Genomic DNA, 19,794 nt, shown 5'->3' on the forward strand with positions numbered 1-19,794 from the left:
CGCACAGGGCCGTGCGGCGAACGGCAGGGGCACTGCGCCCTTAACTTAGAGCGAAGGAGAGCGGCATGGATCTCAGGGCATGGTGCGCGGCGCTCTGCGCGGCGACGGTGGGTCTCGTGGGCTGCGGCGGGGACTCGGGCACGAGCGATACCAGCGGTTCGCCGGGCGGCTCGGGCGCGGGCAGCGGGCAGGGGAGTGGCTCGAGCGGCCAAGGGGGTTCCTTCGGCGAGGGGGTCGGGTCCGGCAGCGGGTCCGGCAGCGGGACCAGCGGGGGAGGAGGCAGCGGCGCGGCCTCCTCGGGGTGCGAGCACGTCGATGTCGTGTTCGCGCTCGACAACTCCTCGAGCATGGATGAGGAGAAGGCAACGATGCGCGACGTCGTGTTCCCGGCGTTCGCGCAGGCGTTGCTCAATATCGATAGCATTCTCGACTTCCGCGCGGCCGTGATGGACGCCTGCCCCCTTCCCGCCACCTTCCACACGCGCGGCGCCGCGGGCGAGTGCTCGTTCCAGAGCGGCAAGGCGTGGATGGAGAGCACGAGCACCGCGCTCACGAGCGAGTTCCAGTGCGCTGCAGATCTCTATGGGGACGACGTCGAGTGCACCGGCGACAGCGACGACGAGCAGCCCGCGTCCTCCGTCGCCGCCGCGCTGGAGCCGCCGTTCTCGACCGCCGAGAACGCGGGGTTCCTCCGCAACGACGCCCTGCTCGTGGTGGTGGCGATCACCGACGAGGACGAGCAGCCCGTCCCGCGCCAGACGCCGCAGCAGATCCACGATCGGCTGGTCGCCGCGAAGGGCGACGCGAAGAACGTGGTGTTCCTCGGCATCGCCGGGAGGCGGGAGTGCGAGGGCGAATATGGGAGCGCGCAAGAGGCCGAGGACATGCAGGAGCTCGTGGACCTGTTCGCCGCCGACGGCCGTGGCTTCTTCTGGGATCTGTGCGAAGGGCACCTCGAGGACGGCCTCACGAACGCCTTCGCGGCGATCGAAGAGGCGTGTGTGGAGTTCGTGCCCATCAACTGACCGCACCGGCGAGGCGAGCTGACGTAGGGCGGCGCCGTGAGGCGCCGCCGGCAGGCTACCGCGGCAAGCTCTCCTGGTCTTCCTCCGGCGCTTCGCCCTCCTCGGCGCCGAGCAAATCGACTTCCCCCCACAACGCATCGAGATCCAGCCGGAGCCCTTCGCATCCAGGCACATCGATGCTCCCATCGGTCGCGTCGAGCGCGTGCGCGTAGCGCCCATCCGCCCCGAGCTCGAGGACCTCGATGCTCCGGAGCTGCGGATCGACGATCCAGTACCAGCGCACCCCGAAGGCGGCATATTCGCGGAGCTTCTCGACACGATCGCGGCGCCCGTCGCTCGGCGTGGGAGAGACGACCTCGACGGCGATATCGGGCGGGATACGCACGAGCCCCCGCGCTGGTGGCCTCCGGTTCCCGGGGAAAAAGACGGTCACGTCCGGCTTCCGGCCCCGCTGCGGCTTCACCGCGAATTTCGCGTCCGAGCCGCCCACCAGCCCGCCGCGGGGGGTGATCCAGGCGCGGAGCATGTGGATCAACCAGCCGACCACGACCTCGTGAACGTAGCCGGACACCTCTTCCTCCACGAGCAACCCGTCCACGAGCTCGCCCGGCTCATCCTCGGGCAGGGCCGCCCACTCGACGAGCGACATCCGCCGGCCTGACGCGGGTGCGGGTGAACGAGCCGCGGCCTGGACCATGAACAGAGCCTATCACGCCTGCCGCAAGGGGTGTACCGCGAGGGCGGCCCGCCGCTGCTCCCACCAGGCGCGCGCATGCCTCCGCCGCGCCTCGGCGAGGCGCGAGGCATGAGGGCTGGCAGGGGATGACGGCGGGCCCGAGAGGCCCGGGAGACCACCGCAACGCGCTCGATGAAGAGATCCTTGACGGCAGACGATGCCATCGTTATAAAAAGTAACACCGTTACGTACGACGATGGCGGCGGCTGCGCCGCCCGGAGGCCAGGCGACACGGACATGGCGAGCGCGCGCCCGAAGACCACGAAGACCAGCGGCACGACCCAGGCGGAGCGCCTGCAGGCGTCGAGCCAGCAGCGCCGCGAGCAGCAGAAGGAGAACCTGCGGGGCGCCATCCTGGCGGCGGCGGGCGAGCTGTTTCTGGAGCAGGGTTACGAGGCGTTCTCGATGCGCCAGGTGGCCGAGCGCATCGGCTACTCGGCGACGACGATCTACCGCTATTACGAGGACAAGGACGATCTCCTGTTCGCCATCGTTCACGACGGCTTCACCGAGTTCCAGCGGGCGCTCGTCGCCGCCGCCGAGAGCACGGCGGACCCGATCGAGCGGCTCGTGGCGCTCGGCGCCGCGTACGTTCGCTTCGGCATGGACAACCCGGTGCACTACCGGCTGATGTTCATGCAGCGCTTCGACTTCGTCTTCGACCAGCGGAAAGCGCGGCAACAGCCGATGATCGATTCGTTCAACGTGCTGCAAGACGCGGTCGCGTCCGCGATGGACGCCGGCGCGATGCAGCGCGGCGACGTGGAGCGCCACAGCCAGGTGGTCTGGGCCCTGGTCCACGGGATCACCGCCCTCGGCCTGGCCGATCGCGGCCGCTTCACGGCCGACGACGTCGACCGGACCCTGGAGATCGCCATGAAGATGATGGTCCGAGGCCTGCGCCCCTGATCGCTCTCTTTTTTTCCCGCAAAGTTAACACTGTTACGAATAGTTTCGTCGTTACAACCAGCAGCCGGTGGAGGGTATGATGGATAGGGTCTTTGGACTGAGCGGCTTCCTCGTGATGCCGTTCTGGTTCCTGATGGTTTTTCTGCCCCGCTCTCGATGGACGCGGCGGATCATGGAGTCGCCGCTCGTGGTCGCAGCGCCCGCGCTGCTCTACACGGCGCTCGTCCTGCCGGTCATCCGCGAGGTGTTCCCGATCGTCAACCAGCCGAGCCTCGCGGCGGTCGCCCCGCTGCTCGGCTCGCCCGCGGGCGCCACGATCGGCTGGGTTCACTTCCTCGCCTTCGATCTCTTCGTGGGCCGGTGGGTGTACCTCGACAGCCGCGATCGCGACATCTCGCCGTGGCTCATGGCGCCGGTGCTCTATCTGACGCTGATGCTCGGGCCGATGGGGTTCTCGCTCTACCTCGCCGTCCGCGCGATCGTCGCTCGATCGCCGCGCGCCGTCGTCACGACCGCGGCTCCGCGCCGCGCCGGGGAGGCCTGACATGAGCGCCCGCTCGCTGAGCCCCTCGCTCTCGCTGCCTCGCTCGATCGAGGAGCTCCTCCGGCGAAGCCCCGTCCTGTTCATGGCGGCGGCCGCCCACGTCGCGCTGCTCGTCGTGCTGCTCGCCGCCGCCCCGCTCGACGCGCGCCTCGTGATGGGGGTGAACCCGTGGATCAAGCCCGCGAAATTCGCCGCCTCGATCGCCATCTACCTCCTGACGATCAACTGGCTCGTCGGCGATGTCGCGCTGCCGCCGCGAGGCCGGAGGGCCGTCGTCTGGGGCACGGTGGCGATGGTGAGCTTCGAGATGATCGCGATCACCGCACAGGCGGCGCGGGGCGTGGCGTCGCACTTCAATCAATCGACGCTGTTCGACGGGGCGGTGTTCGCGCTCATGGGCATCGCCATCCTGGTGAACACGGCGCTCGCGGCGTACCTCGCGACCAGGTTCTGGGCGACGCGACCTCCGCTGCCGGCCCCGTATCTCTGGGGCATCCGGCTGGGTCTCCTGCTGTTCCTGCTGGCCTGCGCGGAAGGCGGCTTCATGTCGACGTACAACGCGCACAGCGTCGGCGTCGCCGACGGCGGGCCCGGGCTCCCCGCCGTCAACTGGAGCACGCGAGGAGGCGACCTGCGCATAGCCCACTTCTTCGGGATGCACGCGCTGCAAGCCGTCCCGCTGGTCGGGTACTGGCTGTCGGCGCGGGCGCCGGGGTCGGGGCCGCGCACGCGGCGGGCAGTGGGATGGGTGGTCGCGTTCGGCATCGGCTACGGCGCCGTCGCGCTGGCGCTCTTCCTGACGGCCCTCGCAGGGCGACCGCTGATCCGGATGTAGCGCGCCGAGCGGACGGCGATCCTGCGCGGCTGGGGTCAAAGAGGCGAGCCGGCGCGGACCGCCGACGATGGCGCATAACGATGGGCGCGAGCGGGACGTCATCGACCGGACGACGGCGCCTGCAATGAATCCGTCACTTCATCGTCACCGACGGACAACAACAAGCAGGCGCCACGCCACACAACTGACACAAATTCCGTCTAGGCTCTCCAGCGCGTCTGCGCCTGCCGCTGTTTCCCACCCGCGAGGCTCGCCATGCCTGACAATTTCGTCGTCCAATCAAGCGCCCTGCCCTCTTCCACCAAGCTCGTAGCTTTTCACGGCACCGAGGGCATCTCGAGGCCCTATCGCTTCGAGCTCTACCTGGTGATGACGAACGACGTCGGCCAGAGCTTCGATATGGCGGCGGCCGTGGGGCAGCCGGTGAGCATCTCCCTGGAGCGGAGCGACGGCGGCGAGCCCTTCCTTCGGAGCGGCGTCCTCGGCAGCATCGAGCTCATCAACGAATTCGCCGGCCGGTCCGTCTTCCGGGCCACCATGGTCCCGCGCCTCGCCCTGCTCGCCATGTCGTTTCACAGCCGTGTCTTCACCGCGCAGGCCATCCCGGCGATCCTTCAAGCCGTCCTTCAGAAGGGCGGCGTCACGGACTGCGCGCTCCAGCTCCAGGGCTCCTACACCGCCGAAGAGCACGTCTGTCAGTACCGCGAGACCGACTATGCCTTCGTCGCCCGGTGGATGGAGCGCGAAGGCATCTATTATCACTTCGAGCACGGGGAGGGCGGCGAGACGCTGGTGCTGGTCGATGACAAGTCGGCCCATCAGCCCCATGGCGGCAAGCCCATTCGTTATTTCCCGCAGCCAGGCGGCGCCAACACCGCGAAGGACACGTTCCACGCCTTCACCTGCCGGCATGACGCCATGCCCGGCACGGTCCGCCTCAAGGACTACAACTACGCCACGCCGGCCGTACCGGTCACCGGGCAGGCGTCGGTCAGCCCCAATGGCTTCGGCGAGGTCAGCCTGTACGGCGCGCGGTTCTTCTCGTCGGGCGACGGGGCGCGGCTGGCGCGGATCAAGGCCGAGAGCCTCGCCGCGACCGGCGTCGTCTACCAGGCGATGGGCAAGGCGGCGACGGTGGTCCCCGGGTTCACCTTCGAGATCGAGGACCACCCGCGGGCCGCGTTCAACACGAAGTACCTGACCATCGAGGTCGAGCACTGGTCCAACCAGGCCCCGGACATGCCCGAGCTCCGCGACTTCGCGACGTGGACCGAGAACTACCGCATGGAGGCCAGGGCCATCCCCGTGACGACGCAGTTCCGCGCGCCGCAGGTCACCGAGTGGCCGCGCATCTACGGCACCGAGATCGCGGTCGTCGAGGGCGCGGCGGTCAGCGAGTACGCGCAGATCGACAGCCATGGTCGCTACCGGATCAAGTTCCTCTTCGACGAGAGCGACCTGAGCGGTGGGAAGGCGTCGACCTGGGTCCGGATGCTCCAGCCCCATGGCGGCGGCATCGAGGGCTTCCACTTCCCGCTGCGCGCCGGCGTCGAGGTCATGTGCGCCTTCGAGGGGGGCGATCCCGACCGGCCGGCCATCGTCGGCGTCGCGCCCAACGCGCTCACGCCGAGCCCGGTCACGTCGGGGAACAACACGCGGAACGTGATCCAGACGGGCGGGCGGAACCGGCTCGAGCTCGAAGACCAGGCCGGGCAAGAGCGGGTCACGCTGTCGACGCCTTATGACAACACCTACCTCCGGATGGGGGCGCCCAACGGCGGCGCGTCGTATGAGGTCAAGTCGCAAGGCCACGCTTATGTGTGGATCGGAGGCAGCTCCGAGAACATCGTGACTGGCAACCGAACGGCGATCACCGTGGGCATCTCCGAGAGCGTGATCGGGGGCTTCAGCTTGAGCGCCGTCGGGGGGTACGCCGGGAGCTTCATCGCTGGATACGCACAGAACGTGATCTTGGGCTATCGCCACACGACCATCCTCGGCAATGAGAAGACGATCCTCCGCGGCAACCGAAAGACCACCATCACGAAGGATCGTACCACGAGGATCGGGGGCGACGACACGTTCATGCTCGTGGGCGATCGCGTCGCGACCATCAGGGGCAACAGCAGCTTGCGCGTCTTTGGGAGGCGTAACACCCATATCCAGGGCAGCGACAAGAGCACTTTCTTCAACGGGCGAGAGACGACGATCCACGTGTCGAGCCAGACGACGGTCAACGGCACCAGCGAGGTCGATATCAACGGCCCGCGACGTGCCGACATCCGGGGTCACGCCACCGGCAACTTTTACGCAGGGCGAACGACCCACGTTCACGCGGGGGGAATCAGGAAGACGATCAGGGGTGGTACCACCGCCGAGGTCTTTGGCCCAGTCAAACTCACACTTCACGGGCCGAAGCAAAGCACTGTCAATGGCCCCGCCGAGAGCACCATCACCGGGCTCTACAAAACCACCATCGGGTCGCGCATCGAGATCATCAAGGGGACCAAGACCGAGAGAATCAACGGGCTGGCGTACAAATATGCCCCCAAAGAAATAAAGAAAGTGACGTTCGCGGAGGTCAACGCGAAGGGGCTCAAGCATAGCGTCGAGCTGTATCGCATTCAATACCAGCTCGGCTTCCACAAGGGGCAGCTGCACCTCATCCAGTAATTCACCTGCTGCTTGCGGAACAGGCTCGCGCCGAGCGCCGAGCCGAACGACCCATCGAGCCCGCCCCCTGGAGTCCGTCGGATGAAAATCGTCAAGCCCATGCGCCTCGGGGTGGTGCCGAGGGTCTTCATGCACCAGCGCACCCCGCACCTCGTGGTCACCACCTTCGTCGGCTTCTCCTACGACCGGCCGGCCCGGCTGCTCTATGAGCCCACGGTCTGGAAGATGGCCATGGAGGAGCTCGGCGAGGACGGCCTCCTCGACGAGTTCAACCCCAAGACCCGGGGCGAGCTCCTCGTCACGGGCCGCTGCTATCCGCCGGGGCGCGTCGCCCGCCCCGCGAGCTCGGTCCGCGTCCAGCTCGGACCCATCAACAAGAGCCTCTACGTCATCGGCGACCGGACGTGGGGGATGCTCGGCATGTCGGACCCGGCGCCCTTCACCGAGATGCCCGTCACCTGGCGAAACGCCTTTGGCGGGAAGGATTTCGCGAGGAACCCGCTGGGCAAAGGCCACGGCGACAAGAGCGCGGCGCTCCCCAACATCGAGTCGCCCAAGCACCTCATCCACGCGCGCAGCGACTGCCCGACGCCCGCCGGCCTCGACGGCTACGACCTGACGTGGCCCCAGCGGTTCTCCAAGATCGGCACCTACGACGCGGCGTGGCGCGACGAGTGCTTCCCTGGTCTTGCGCGGGATCTGGACCCGACGCTGTTCAACATGGCCCCGGAAGATCAGCAGATCGACGGGGTTTTCCGGGGCGACGAGGCCTTCGTGGTCGAGAACATGCACCCCGACAAGCCCCGGATCGAAGGCGCCCTCCCCGGGGTTGCAAGTCGATGCTTCGTCGTCCTCAAGACGAGCGACGGTGTGGAGATCCACGAGCCCGCGATGAAGCTCGACACGGTGCGTCTGTTCCCGCACCGCGAGCGCGGGGTCGTCCTCTTCCGCGGCGGCATCGAGATCTCCGAGGACGACGCGGACGACGTGGTGGCGGTGCTGGTTGCCTGCGAAGCCATGGATGCGCCCAGGCCCGTCGCCTATTACCACGATTACCTGATCCCCCGGCTTGGCCTTCCGAGCAACGATCTCCCGGATGACCAGGACGACGTGCTCATGCCCGAGCCCGAAGATCCGGAGGCGCCGCCGCTGCCCGATGACACGCTCTCCGGACTCGCGTCGAAGCTCAGGCGGGAGGGGTTTCTGGGAGGCACTCCGGCTCGATCCGTCAAGCGCGCGGCCAGAGCCGCGGCCGGCGCCGGTGTCGTCACCGCCGGTGTCCACGAGGCGGGAGCAGCGGAGGACCCCGACGTCGAAGCGGCCGAGGCCGAGTTCGAGGGGGACCAGGACGTCGAGGCGACCGAGGCCGAGCTCGCCGAGGCGGGGACTGACGCCGAGCACCTCGTCGCCGCGGCCGACGAGGACGAGGCGGAGCCAGCCACGGACTTCCCGGAGGGCACGGAGACGGAGGAAGAGGAGAGCCCCGCGTGGTCCCAGGCGGACACAGGGGTGAACCACGAGGCGGACACGGAGGCGCTCGCGTTTGCAGCCTCGGCGACGACGCCCGCCCTGGAAGACGACCCCGAGGAGGCCGAAGCGCTTCGCGCGCAGGAAGCGCTCACGGAATGGGGCAAGAAGCAGCTGCGAGACCATGGCATCGATCCTGATGCGCACCTCGCCCAGGAAGAGCCCTCCGACGACCTCGAGTCCCTCGATGACCCGGAAGGATCCGAAGAGGCCGTGGTCCGCCTGGTCGAGGGCAAGCTCGGCAGCGGGCTGACGGCGCACGGGGTCGACGTCGGTGCCTTGTTGGCGAAGGCGCGTCAGAACGACGCCGAGCGTCCGAGCGAGATCAGGATGTCGGAGGTCCGCGAGCGCATGCGGCGGTCGCTGACGAGCGAGGGCTTCACGCCGGAGAAGACCGAAGAGCTGGTGTCGTCGCTGGATTGGCAAGCCTTCGAGGACGAGACCCAGGCCGCCGCTGACGAGGACCTCGACGACACATTCCACCTCCCCGACGAGGCGCCCGAGGCTGCCCACGCCCTGCCCGAGGACGAGGCCTGGGGCGGTGAGCCTGCGGACGACGAGGGCTTCGCGTCTGCGGAGGATCTGGACGACAGGGCTTCGTCTTTCGCCGAGCTGGGCGAAGACGGGCCGCGGCTCGCGCATCTCCTGGCGGCCCCCGCGCTCCTCGACAGCGAAGAATCGCTGCGACTTCGCCGCGAAGTGGAGGCCGGGCACAAGGAGGGGCGGAGCTTCGCAGGGTGCGACCTCACGGGCGCCGACCTCTCTCACCTCGACCTCGAGGGGATCGACCTCGAGGGCGCCATGCTCGAGTCGGCCTTTCTCACCGGGAGCGTCCTGCGAAAGGCGAAGCTCACAGGAGCCGTCCTGGCGCGAGCCAACCTGGAGGCCGCGGATCTCTCGGAGGCCAGGCTCAACGGCGCCAACTTTGGTTCGGCGTGCCTGCGGGACGTGAAGGCCACGGGAGGCGTCGATTTCGGCGAGGCCGTGCTCGTCAAGGCGGACCTCTGGGGAGCGGATCTGTCCGGCGCCAATCTCTCGCGCGCCGACCTCTCCGAGGCCAATTTCTGCGACACCAACCTGGAGAACGTCGTTGCGGAAGAGGCGATGTTCCAGCAGGTGGACCTCACGGGAGCGCGCCTCGTGGGCGCGCGGCTCTCGGGGTGCACCTTCAACGAGGTGAACGTGACCGAGGTCGATTTCACCGGCGTCGACCTGAGCTCCGCCACCTTCATCGCCGCCCAGGGCGACCGCGCCATCTTCCGAAAGGTGATGGCAAAGGACCTCACGAGCGTGATGGGCTCGTCCTTCGCCGGCGCAGACTTCTCCGGCGCGACGCTCGCCGGCGCGAACCTGATGGGGACGAGCCTCGCCGGCAGCGACCTCTCCGACGCCGACCTGCGCGGCGCGCTGCTCAACGAGGCCGACCTGACGGAGGCGAGCCTCGATCGCGCGAACCTCGCCGAAGCCATGCTGACCCGCGCCAACCTCACCAGGGCGTCGCTCTACGCCGCCGACCTGAGGCAGAGCATCATGAACGGCGCGTGCGTCGAGGGGGCCAACTTCGAGAAAGCCAACCTGTTCAGCGCATGCGCCGATCGAATGGTTGGAGATGACGACACGAGCTTTGCCGGCGCCAACCTCAAGCGACTCAGGGTAATACCGGCCTAGAGGGAGCATGGACAGGGAAGCGCTGTGCAAGCTGATCGAACAAGAAGAGGTCGTTTCGGAGCTGGACCTGTCGGGCTTCGACCTGTCGGGGCTCGACCTCTCCGGCGGGATCTTCGAAGATGTCCGCTTCACCAACGCCAACCTCACCGGCGTCAAGGTGCGCGAGGCGATCTTTCACCGCTGTGACCTCGCGGGAGCCAACCTGAAGGGGCTGGATTTTCACCTTGGCACGGCCATGGACTGTACGCTCGCGGGGGCCGTGCTCGCCGGCGCCTCGCTGGTTGGAGCGAGCGTCTCGGCCGTGGACCTCGAATCGGCCGATCTGACCGGAGCCGACCTCTCGTCGGCCACCATCGACCATGCCCAGCTCAAGAACGCCCGACTGGTCCGGGCCGACCTGACCGACGGCACCCTGTTTGGCGTCACGCTCGAGGGCACGGACTTCTCTCAGGCCAACCTGACCAGGGCCGTCCTGTTCCGTCAGGACCTGTCCCAGGCCATTCTCACGGGGATCACCCTCGTGGAAGCGATCCTGGTCGAGGTGCGGATGGGGCCCAAGGACTTCCGGCGGATGGACCTCAGCAGAACGCAATTTACGAGCGCCGACCTGCGCGGCTGCGACTTTTCAGGGGCCACGCTGACGCAATGCGGCTTCAAGGGCGCCGACTTGACCGGGGCTCGGCTGGACGGCGCCGTCGCCCAGCGGGCCGACTTCGTCGAAGCGATCCTGATGAACGCGAGCCTCACCCAGGCCGACCTGAGCCAGGCGCTCTTCGTCGACGCGCGCGCGGGCGCCACGAACCTCTCGGGCGCGCGGCTCGAGATGAGCGTCTGGCACCGGGCGAGCTGCCCGGGCGCCCGCTTCTGCCGGGCAGACCTGAGCCATGCGGACTTCTCCCACGCCGACGTGTCGTTCGCCGACTTCTCCGACGCGACGCTGTCGCGCGCGCGGCTGCACCGCGTGACGGACAAGGGCACGATCTGGCCGCCGAGCAAGGCGCTGGCGCACGGAGACGACCAGGAGCTCAAGGAAGCAGAAGACTGGCAGGCCAACGTCCTTGGGAGGCCTGCCGGCAGTCAACGCACCCCTCACTCATGAGGAAACCATGCAGAGCGCAGCAAGAGCGAGACAAACCCAGCGGGAAGCCCACGTCGAACACGGCGCCGTGCTCCGCGTCGATGGCTCCGCGTACATCGTCGAGACCGAGAGCGGCGAGGTCCGCGCGAAGCGCGCGACGAGCTGCCTGCTGGAGCCCGCCGCCGGAGACCTGGTGCTCCTCACCGCCGTGAACGGCGCGCATTACATCCTCGCCGTTCTCGAGCGGGAGGAAGGCGCGCCCTCGCACCTCGTCTCCGAAGGAGATCTCCAGATTCGTCTGCGGCGCGGCTCGCTGGGCCTCGCGGCGCCCGAAGGTGTACACGTGGCAGCCGGCAAGGACCTCTCGATGGCCGCATCGACCTTCCGTGTCCAGGCCAAGGAGGGGCACGTCGCGCTGGAGCTGTTCACGTTCCTCAGCAAGATGGCCCGCGGGGAGGTCGACCGGGCCAAGCTGATCGGCCGCAGCCTCGACTCGGCGCTCGAACGGCTGTCGCAGAGGGTGAAGCGCTCCTACCGCATCGTGGAAGAGGCTGACCATGTGCGCGCCGAGCGCATCGACTACGCGGCCAAGGGCAACCTCGTCATCCACAGCGAGAACGCCAAGATCACCGCGTGCCACGTCGTGAAGATCGACGCCGATCAGATCCAAGTAGGGTGACCGAACATGTTTGCAATCACATCGCGCGGTGGAATGGACTTTGGCATCCCGGACGTCTGCCGTCTTCCGACGACCATCCCCGTCCCGTTTCCAAACTTTGCGGCGAAGCCCATGGGGACGTCCCCCGCGTACAAAGTGCGCATCGGGCCCGCTCCCGTCCATACCCTGGCGACGACCATTCCGCTCACCTCCGGCGACAACCCCGGGCTCCTTGGCGGCGTGATCTCCGGCCGCAACATGGGCCCCGCGAGGCGTCTCCGGTTCTCTCGCAACACGTTGTGGCAGGGGAAACCGGCGGTGGTGCTCAGTGCCAACGGCCTCGGGAACCAGATCAATACGAACTCGACGACCATCGTCCCGAGCCAGACCAAGGTTCTGATTCTCAAGTGACGTCCGCTCGGTCATCCGCGAGAGCCGCCCGCGAGAGCCGCCCGCGAGAGCGCCCCGAGATCCCGCTCTGCTCTGACCGCTGAGGGACACCCACGTGGCCATCGACGAAACTACCCGCATCCGCCTGGGGATCATTCAAAAGAAATACGGCGATCGCCTGGCCCGGAGCACGAACGGCTCCAACCCGCCGGACCGGCGCCAGATGTTCATTGATGAATTCCGGCGGATCCTGGCCGACATCTTCGTTCCCACGTTCGAGGCCATCGGCCGTGAGCTCGCCTCGTCAGGGCACGCTTACCGGATCGAGCAGGACGTGGGCGAGAAGACCCCCAGCATCGAGTTTCACCTCCTGCTCCGGGGCGTGCCGGCGAAGGCGAACAACCTGATCCGCCTCTTCTACAGCGCCGAGGCCGCGGGCGACGGAGAGGTGATCGCCGAGGTCAACGTCTACCAGACCCTGACCGAGCTCACGCGGTTCCGGGTGCTGGCTCGGGTCACCCGAGAGGTCGCGGAGCAGATGTGCGTGGACGCCATCGAGCACGTCTTCGCCTGCAACGCTCGCTGAGGGGCTCGTGTGATGCGCGCGGCGCGGCCGCAGGCGGAGAGCGTCGCCCTCCATCCTCCAGCACGGCGACCCGGCGCTTCACCCTTCGCGCAGGATCCGGCGGTACGTCTCGAGGTACGCCGCCGCCGTCGCCGCGGCCGAGAAGCGCTCCTCGGCCGCGCGACGGCACGCCGCCGGGTCGAGCCGGTCGACCCTCGCCATCGCGCCGGCCATCTCCGCCGCGCCGTCCACCAGGAACCCCGTCCGGCCGTGCTCGACGATCTCCGGCAGCGCGCCGGCCCCGCGCAGCGCGATCACCGGCGTTCCCGAGGCCAGCGCCTCCAGGGCCACGAGCGAGCTGGTCTCCTGCACAAGGCTGGGGACGAGCACGCACCGCGCCGCCGCGAGCAGGCGGCGCTTCCGGGCGAGGCCCACCGGGCCAAGGAAGCGCCGCACAGGGCCGGGGCCGCGCAGCATCGGCAGCAGGACCTCCTGGAGATACCGCGTGTGCTCCTCGTACCCGAACGCCTGGCCGGCGATGACCAGCGGCACGCCGGCGCGGACCGAGGCCTCGACGGCGACGTGATAGCCCTTCTCCGGGCAGATCCGGCCCAGCGCGAGGGCGAAGCCGCGCTTGTACCGCCTCGGCCGATAGTGCTCCAGCCGGACGCCGTTCGGGATCTCGGGCAGGAGCCGCGCCTCCGGCGGACAGGCGCGCCGCTGCGTCGCGGACACGCAGTGGAGGAACGTCCTCGGCCGCTCGAGACGGAACACCGCGGGCGAATAGAAGCTCGGCGGGAGATGGAGGGTCGCGAGCACCGGCACGCCCGGCTCGGGCAGATAGCGATCGAAATCGACGCCGTGCAGGTGGACGAGGTCGATCGGATACGTGTCCAGGGCCCGGGCGACGGCGCTCCGGTGGTGGCAAAAGGCCCGCTCCCTGGCCGCCTCGTCAAGGACGGCGCCGGGCGGGGGCGCCGGCGTGGCCACCAGCGTCCCCGCGCACGCGGAGCCCTCCGGGGCGACCACGATCGACCGGTGGCCGCCGCGCGAGAGCGCCTCGTCGAGCATCGAGAGGACCTGCTCGGCGCCGCCGACGGCGTCCGGACCCACGGGCGCGAGCGGATAACCGACGAGCAGGACCGTCAGAGGCACAGCTCACGCTCGAGGCCGAGCAGCGTGAGCGTCTTCGCCGCGAGCCGCCGCCAGCGCGCGCCGTCGATCGGGAAGCCGAGGCGCTCGTAGTGGAGCGGGCCATCGTGCGGCGGCCGGCGGAAATCGTACGCGGGCGCCGGCCGGAAGCGCTCGACCGCCGCGCCGACAGGGGCGAGCACCTCCCGCTGGCTGGCGAAGCAGGCCAGCATGGCGCGCTTCCGCGACGCCTCGATGTCCGAGAGCCGGAGCGCGATCTCGGGGACGCCGGGGTGCGCGATGAACTCGCCGGTGAGGAGGCGGCCGCGCGCGGCGTGGTACGACGCCGCCTCGAAGATCAGCGGCGCGGTGACGCCGTTCCAGAGGGCGAGCACCGCCGCCGCGTGGACGGCGAGCGCCGCCGCGTCGTGATCGGGGTGGCCGCCCTCGTAGGGGTGGGTGAACACCACCTCGGGCCGCGTCCGGGCGAACAGCTCGACGAGCCGCCGGGTGAGGCTCGGCGCCTCCTCGATCGCCTCCTGGTCGACCGCGCCGAGGCACCTGAGCCGCCCCGCGGGCACGTTGCCGGCCGACATGGCGCGGGTCACCTCCTCGCGCCGGAGCGCGGCGTAGCGCTCGCGCCCGATGCCGGCGAGGCCCGCCGGCACGAAGCGCTCGTCGCGCGGCGCCCCGTCGGTCACGTGGACCACCTCGATCGGGCTGAGCCGGCCGATCCGCGCGCCGAGCCCGATGGTCTCGTCGTCCGGATGGGCGAGCACGACGAGACAGCGCGGCGCCCGGCCCGACGAGAGCCACGAGAACGGCGGCCACGCGAGCTCCTGGGCGGAGGGGCCCTGACGGCGGAGAACGGCGAGGTTCACGACGGCACCTCCGCGCGCCCGCGGCGCAGCTCGGCCCGCGGCTCCGGTCGCCCCCCCGGGGTGCCGCGGTGCTCTTCGGGTCTCGTCTTTCGCTTCGGCGTGCTCGCGATGTGGGACATGAGCCACCTGGAGCGCATGCGGTCAGGTCGTCCTGGCGCAAAACGCAGCGATCTCCACACTACCAAACGGCGACGCGGCGCGCCAGACGGCGCGTAAAGCGCGGATAGACGAGGAGACGCGTACCCGCCCCTCGCCTCTTTGCACTCTTTGCGCACGTTACGCACGGCGTCGTCTCATGCGTAGCGCCGCGTCATCCGGGCGCAGAAGTCGGCGAACTCCTCGATCCGCTGCGGAGGGCTCGTGTGGTGGGGCCGGAGGCCGGCGTGCTCCGGGGTGAAGCAGTAGGTCAGGGTCACCTCGAACGGCTCGAGCGCCTTCATTTGCCGGTCGAACCAGGCCTCCGCGCCGGGGCGGAAGCTGTCGGCCCAGCTGAGGCCCGTGCGGAGGTGGCGCACCCCGAGTTCCTTCAGCCACGCCACCGCGTCGTCGAGCCGGTGGTCCTCGAAGTGGAACCACTGGCACAGACCGAATTCAGGGGTGTATTCCGGGAAGAGCCGGAGCGCGCGCTTGGGCGTCCCGTCCTCGCGGAGCAGGCCCATGTAGAAATGCCGGTAATACGACGAGCCCTCGGCCTCGCGGTGCCGGGTCGTCGCCGGCCACGCGCGCGGCAGATCATAGAGGCTGTACCAGTGGATCCGCTCGACCTTGCCGCGGAGCAGCTCGGCGCTCCGCCGGAGACCGAACTCCTGCACCTCCTCGGCGCCGAACGTGGAGACGCCGATCTCCGTGATCCAGAGCGGCCTGTCGGTCACCACGCGGATCTCCTCGAGCTTGGCGGGCCACTCCTGGATCTGCCAGTGATTCCAGTCGAGAGGGAAGCCGTGCACCGCGACCACGTCGACGTGCTCGAGCACGCCCTGCCGCCCCATGTTGGCGATGAACCCCGGATCGATCGGCGAGATGCCGCCCAGCACGCGCAGCAGCCAGTGGCGCTCGCTCCGGATCGCGTCCGCGGCGAGCTTCACCATGGTTCCATACGTCGTCCACTCGGGATCGATCTCGAAATCCCAGTGCGACTTGTTGTTGGGCTCGTTCCAGAGCATCACCGCCTCGATCACGCCTGCTCTCCCTTCACGAAAGCTCGCCTCGCCGGGTAGACGGCGCCAGGCGGACGACCGGCGGCCCTCTCGCGCCGGCGGCAGAGGTAGACCTCGGGCTCGGGGTGGTTCACGATCTCGAAGCCGGCGCTCCGCAGCATCGCCTCGGCGCAAGCCCGGTTGGGCACCCACCAGTTGGTCGGGTCGTGCGCATAGCTGTGCTCGACGAAGTGAAGCCTGGGATAACCGGCCTCGTCGAAGATCTCCTCCTCGGAGAAGGGGAAATCTTCCTCCAGCGGCGCCACCTCCGCGCTGCCGCGCTGCATGCTCTGGAAGATCAGCGTGTGTCCGACCACGTGCTCGTGGAGCAGATCGAGCGCCAGGAGCGGGTGGCGGAGGTGGTACAGGACGCCCAGGAAGAGCACGAGATCGAAGCGCTCTCCGAGGCTGCCGACGTCGTACACGGAGAGGTTCCGGAACTCGATGTCTGCCCCGGAGACCTCCGCGGCGAAGCGCGCCTGCGCCAGGTAGTCCTCGTCGCTGTCGATCCCGAGGACGCGCGCCGCCCCGCGCCGCTTCATCTCGAGCGAGTAGAAGCCGGCGTTGCAGCCGATGTCGAGGACCGTCTTGCCCGTGAGATCCGCCGGGACGGCGTCGGCGAAGCCCCTCCATTTGAACGCGGGGTAATCCCCCAGGAAATGGTCGGGCGCCGTCTTCACCCCGCGGAGATCGAGGTTATGGAACCACGGCCCGAGCCCGCGCACGCGCTCCTGGATCTGCTCCCGCGTCCACTTCGCCGCTCCCTCGACGCACCTCTCCATGGCCCCTCCCTTCACGCGGCGGCGCGGCTGAGGAGCTGGATGGCCTCGTGGTAGCCGTGCAGCGTCCCCACGTCGACATAGGCCTCTCCGGCCCGCACGGCGCGCGCGCTGCCGCCGCGGGCGAGGTACTCGTTCACAAGCGTCCCGATGTACGGGTCCTCCCGCCCTCGCTCGCGCCAGAGGTCGTGGAGCTCCTGCATCACCGCCCCCGTGAGCCTGAAGGCGCCCCAGACCCACCGCGAGCGCGCGTTGCGCTGCTTGACCTGGATCTCGAGCACCCGGCCCTCCTCGTCGGTGACGACCGCGTCGAAGAGCTCCGGATGCTCGACCGGAAAGAGCAGGAACGAGAGCCCCCCGCCGCCGAGCGAGCAGAGCCCGTGCTCCGGGAACCACACCGTGTCGGGGAGCCCCACGAGCACGTCCTCCTCCGGCCGGATCCAGGGGAGCGACCGGAAGATGGCGTCGCAGAGCCCGGCGGCGGCCGGCTGCACCACATAACAGATGTGCGCCGGGCCGACGCTCGCGCCGTAGTACTCGACGATATCCGACTTGCCCGGCGAGATCACCATGCAGAGCCGGGTCGCGCCGGCGAGCACCATCCGGTCGATGAGGTACTCGCTGACCGCGCGCGGCCGCTCCACGTCGCCGTCCCTGCGCGTCCCCACCGGGAGCAGCTCCTTCGAGAACGCGAGCGGCTGGATCCTGCTGCCCAGGCCCGCCGCCGGAATCACTCCCCACATCGCTCCGTCCCTCCGTTCAATGAGCTGATCTCGACTCCGTTCAATGAGCCGAGACCGACTCGAGAATGGCCACGAGCTCCGCCGCGCGGCGCGCGGCGCTGTGCTCCGCGAGCACCCGCTCCCGCGCCGCGCGGGCGATGGCCGCGATCTCGCCCTCCGGGAGCGAGAGCGCCGCGACCGCCTCGTCCGTGGTCGCCGCCACGAGGATCTCCCTCCCCGGCGTGAAGAACCGGTCGAGCCCCTCCCACCCGTCGCTCAGGATCGGCGTCCCGCAGGCGGCGGCCTCGAAGAGCCTCCCGGAAGGGCAGTAGCCCATCGCCGCCATCGTCCCCCGCGTCACGTTGAGCGTCAGCCGCGAGGAGCAATAGAACGCCGGGTGATCCGGCGGCGCCACGTGACGATGGTAATGGACGTTGTCGCCGTTCTGCGCCCACGGGAAGTCCTCGGGGTAGAGCGAGCCCCCGATGACGAACCGCCGCTCGGGCAGCCTCCTGGCCGCCTCGAGGAAGAGGCGGGAGAGCGCCGCCTGCCGGTCGGCGGCGTACGTGCCGAGGTACGAGAGATCCCCGCGGAAGCCGTCCCGCGGCGGGACCGGGCGGTGCACCGCCGGGTCCGCGCTGCCGTAGAGCGGGAACACGCGCCGGGCGCCGAGCTGCGTCCTGAGCCGATCGAGCGCCGCGCCGCCGGTGTAGCTGAGCACGCAGTCGAAATCGGCGAGGCCTCGAGGGCCGATGTAGCCGACCGGCTGTCCGGCCTGGATGCGATCCAGCGTCACCGGCGTGTCGAGATCGTAGAAGACCTTGAGCGCGCCGGACTCGAGGACCACGTCGGTCGCGGGGCCGCCGTCGGGGCAATACGACGTGATCATCGCCGCGTCGGCCTCGCGGACGGCGCGCCTGGCCTCGGGGAGGACGTCCTCGAACGAGGTGTAGAGCCGGAGCGTGTTGCCGTGCGAGAGCGCGGTCAGATCCCGGTGCGCGGCGTAATACGGGACGTCGCGCTCGAAGAAGGTGACGCGGTGCCCGGCCCGCCCGAGGGCGGAGACGACGCCGCGCCACAGCGTGGCGTGGCCGTTGCCCCAGGACGAGCTGATCGTCAGACCGAAGATGACGAGCCTCATGGCGGAGCGGACCTCCTCGATGCCTGCGTCGCCGGCGCCGGCAGCCTGCGCGGCTCGCCGGGGATCATCGCTTCCACCTCGGGGCGGCAGCGGATCCGCGGCAAGAGCGCCCTTGCCTCGGGCCGGAGGCGGCGGAGCGTGTACGCTACCTTGGCGCGGGTGTGCTCGGGCCCGTAGCAGTCGAGGAACCCGGCGCTGTTCAGCGAGAAGAACGAGAGCGCGTCAGCGTCGTTGAGCAAGGCGAGCTCGGCGTCGTCCCCCGGCCGCTCGTGCGACGCCACCAGGGCGCCGATCCGGTCGAGGACCTCCGGCGCGAGCCCGACGCCGGCGAGCGCGGCGCGCGTCAGGGCGGCCCCGCGCCGCGCGTGCTCGTCCTTGAACGCCTGGTAGTCCGGGGCGCGGTGCTCTCTCCGGACGTCCGCCTCGGAGACGAGCCGCTCCACGTCGTGGAAGAGCGCCGCCACCTGGACGGCGACGCCGGCGCGCGGATCGAGGCGGAGCATCCATTGCCAGACGTCGATCGCATGATCGTGGTCGGCGCGGACGAGCGGCCTGTCGAGATCGTGGAGCTCCCGGTGCCGCCCGAGGACCCGGGCGAAGACCGCCGTCGCGGAGGCGAGATTCCTCCTGCGGATGAAGCGCTGGCACCGTGTGAGGACCTCGTAGGCGGCGCGCGCGGCGCCCGCTCGCTCGAGCCCCTCGATCCGGAGGTCGAAGAGGCCACCGGCGTCGAGCGCGTGCAGGTGGGTGTCGAGCGCCCACAGATCGAGCGCCGACGAGCGCCACGCGCGGGCGTCGACGACAGCGTGGAGCGCCCCCCCGGACGGGCCGGGCGCGCCGCTCTCCACCTCCACGCCAGGGAACTCCCTGGAGAGCGCCGCCCTGTCGGACGGGGAGAGGAGCGGCGTCCCGCAGATCGAGGGTCCATCGCTGCTCGAAGAGGGGCCGTCGATGAGGATGAGGCGCTTGAGCATGAGCGTGCGCTCTCCGGTCAGCCACCGGGATGGAGCTCGACACAGCTGCCGCGCGCGGCTGCCGCGGACGAACCGGGATCACAGGTGAGGAACCTATCGCCGTGGTCCTCACCGCACCATCGCGGAAATTCCGTAGAGCAACGTCGGGAAAGAAATGAGCGCGAGACGTGGGATCGCCGTAGCCGCGCCAGCCGCGGCTATCTCCCCTCGACGCTCCGCCCCGAGCCCCGGCGTCAGCTCCGCGGCCGCCCTGGGAGGAGGGCCGTACTTGGTCCGCCTGTGCTGTGCGCGCGCCGCCTGGGGTCGCCCGGGCGTGGCCCAGCGCCCCTGATACCGCATCTCCCGCTCACTGCGGAGGCTCG

Annotated in this window: 18 protein-coding genes; 10 read left to right on the forward strand and 8 right to left on the reverse strand. The window is 69.4% G+C overall.

The window, feature by feature from the left end; all coding sequences use genetic code 11:
- The first annotated feature begins 65 nt into the window (after positions 1–65).
- Positions 66–1,025, forward strand: a complete 960-nt coding sequence (locus tag WMF39_RS36305) for a hypothetical protein (protein ID WP_437741055.1) — start codon at positions 66–68, stop codon at positions 1,023–1,025.
- A 55-nt stretch (positions 1,026–1,080) separates the two neighbouring features.
- Here the strand turns inward: WMF39_RS36305 and WMF39_RS36310 are convergent, their stop codons facing one another.
- Complete coding sequence (locus WMF39_RS36310) at positions 1,081–1,722, reverse strand: Uma2 family endonuclease (protein WP_437741056.1); 642 nt, start codon at positions 1,720–1,722, stop codon at positions 1,081–1,083.
- A gap of 183 nt (positions 1,723–1,905) precedes the next feature.
- Here WMF39_RS36310 and WMF39_RS36315 point away from each other — a divergent pair, with 183 nt between their 5' ends.
- From WMF39_RS36315 to WMF39_RS36355, 9 genes are all read left to right on the forward strand, one after another.
- Positions 1,906–2,670, forward strand: coding sequence for a TetR/AcrR family transcriptional regulator (locus tag WMF39_RS36315; protein ID WP_437741057.1), 765 nt, complete (start codon positions 1,906–1,908; stop codon positions 2,668–2,670).
- 79 nt (positions 2,671–2,749) lie between these two features.
- Positions 2,750–3,214, forward strand: coding sequence for an ABA4-like family protein (locus WMF39_RS36320; protein ID WP_437741058.1), 465 nt, complete (start codon positions 2,750–2,752; stop codon positions 3,212–3,214).
- Position 3,215: 1 nt separating this feature from the next.
- Entirely contained in the window at positions 3,216–4,049 is an 834-nt protein-coding gene (locus tag WMF39_RS36325) for a hypothetical protein (RefSeq protein WP_437741059.1), read from the forward strand.
- A gap of 255 nt (positions 4,050–4,304) precedes the next feature.
- The gene (locus WMF39_RS36330) at positions 4,305–6,722 is read left to right on the forward strand and encodes a type VI secretion system Vgr family protein (RefSeq protein WP_437741060.1); all 2,418 of its coding nucleotides are present in this window, start codon (positions 4,305–4,307) and stop codon (positions 6,720–6,722) included.
- 81 nt (positions 6,723–6,803) lie between these two features.
- Positions 6,804–9,917 (forward strand): DUF2169 domain-containing protein, encoded by a 3,114-nt coding sequence (locus tag WMF39_RS36335; RefSeq protein WP_437741061.1) that lies wholly within the window; start codon positions 6,804–6,806, stop codon positions 9,915–9,917.
- A 7-nt stretch (positions 9,918–9,924) separates the two neighbouring features.
- Complete coding sequence (locus WMF39_RS36340; RefSeq protein ID WP_437741062.1) at positions 9,925–11,016, forward strand: pentapeptide repeat-containing protein; 1,092 nt, start codon at positions 9,925–9,927, stop codon at positions 11,014–11,016.
- Positions 11,017–11,023: 7 nt separating this feature from the next.
- Entirely contained in the window at positions 11,024–11,674 is a 651-nt protein-coding gene (locus WMF39_RS36345) for a DUF3540 domain-containing protein (RefSeq protein WP_437741063.1), read from the forward strand.
- 6 nt (positions 11,675–11,680) lie between these two features.
- The gene (locus WMF39_RS36350; RefSeq protein WP_437741064.1) at positions 11,681–12,064 is read left to right on the forward strand and encodes a DUF4150 domain-containing protein; all 384 of its coding nucleotides are present in this window, start codon (positions 11,681–11,683) and stop codon (positions 12,062–12,064) included.
- A gap of 94 nt (positions 12,065–12,158) precedes the next feature.
- Positions 12,159–12,629, forward strand: a complete 471-nt coding sequence (locus WMF39_RS36355; protein WP_437741065.1) for a hypothetical protein — start codon at positions 12,159–12,161, stop codon at positions 12,627–12,629.
- A 78-nt stretch (positions 12,630–12,707) separates the two neighbouring features.
- On the opposite strand, the gene WMF39_RS36360 is transcribed toward WMF39_RS36355, so the two are convergent.
- From WMF39_RS36360 to WMF39_RS36390, 7 genes are all read right to left on the reverse strand, one after another.
- Complete coding sequence (locus WMF39_RS36360) at positions 12,708–13,763, reverse strand: glycosyltransferase family 4 protein (protein ID WP_437741066.1); 1,056 nt, start codon at positions 13,761–13,763, stop codon at positions 12,708–12,710.
- The gene (locus WMF39_RS36365; protein WP_437741067.1) at positions 13,754–14,620 is read right to left on the reverse strand and encodes a PIG-L deacetylase family protein; all 867 of its coding nucleotides are present in this window, start codon (positions 14,618–14,620) and stop codon (positions 13,754–13,756) included. Before WMF39_RS36365 ends, WMF39_RS36360 begins: the two co-directional genes overlap by 10 nt.
- Before the next feature lie 293 nt (positions 14,621–14,913).
- Positions 14,914–15,798: a beta-xylosidase gene (locus WMF39_RS36370; RefSeq protein ID WP_437741068.1), complete on the reverse strand. Its 885-nt coding sequence runs from the start codon at positions 15,796–15,798 to the stop codon at positions 14,914–14,916.
- On the reverse strand, positions 15,795–16,598 hold the full coding sequence (locus WMF39_RS36375) for a TIGR04290 family methyltransferase (protein ID WP_044966491.1): 804 nt from the start codon (positions 16,596–16,598) through the stop codon (positions 15,795–15,797). Before WMF39_RS36375 ends, WMF39_RS36370 begins: the two co-directional genes overlap by 4 nt.
- Before the next feature lie 11 nt (positions 16,599–16,609).
- The gene (locus WMF39_RS36380) at positions 16,610–17,338 is read right to left on the reverse strand and encodes a sugar phosphate nucleotidyltransferase (RefSeq protein WP_437741069.1); all 729 of its coding nucleotides are present in this window, start codon (positions 17,336–17,338) and stop codon (positions 16,610–16,612) included.
- Between the two features lie 40 nt (positions 17,339–17,378).
- Positions 17,379–18,458: a CgeB family protein gene (locus tag WMF39_RS36385; RefSeq protein WP_437741070.1), complete on the reverse strand. Its 1,080-nt coding sequence runs from the start codon at positions 18,456–18,458 to the stop codon at positions 17,379–17,381.
- Positions 18,455–19,432 (reverse strand): DUF4202 family protein, encoded by a 978-nt coding sequence (locus WMF39_RS36390; RefSeq protein ID WP_437741071.1) that lies wholly within the window; start codon positions 19,430–19,432, stop codon positions 18,455–18,457. The genes WMF39_RS36385 and WMF39_RS36390 overlap by 4 nt, the downstream gene beginning before the upstream one ends.
- Positions 19,433–19,794: the final 362 nt, after the last annotated feature.

The sequence above is a fragment of the Sorangium sp. So ce1504 genome (genome assembly GCF_051521635.1).
GTDB classification, from domain to species: Bacteria; Myxococcota_A; Polyangia; order Polyangiales; family Polyangiaceae; genus Sorangium; species Sorangium cellulosum_B.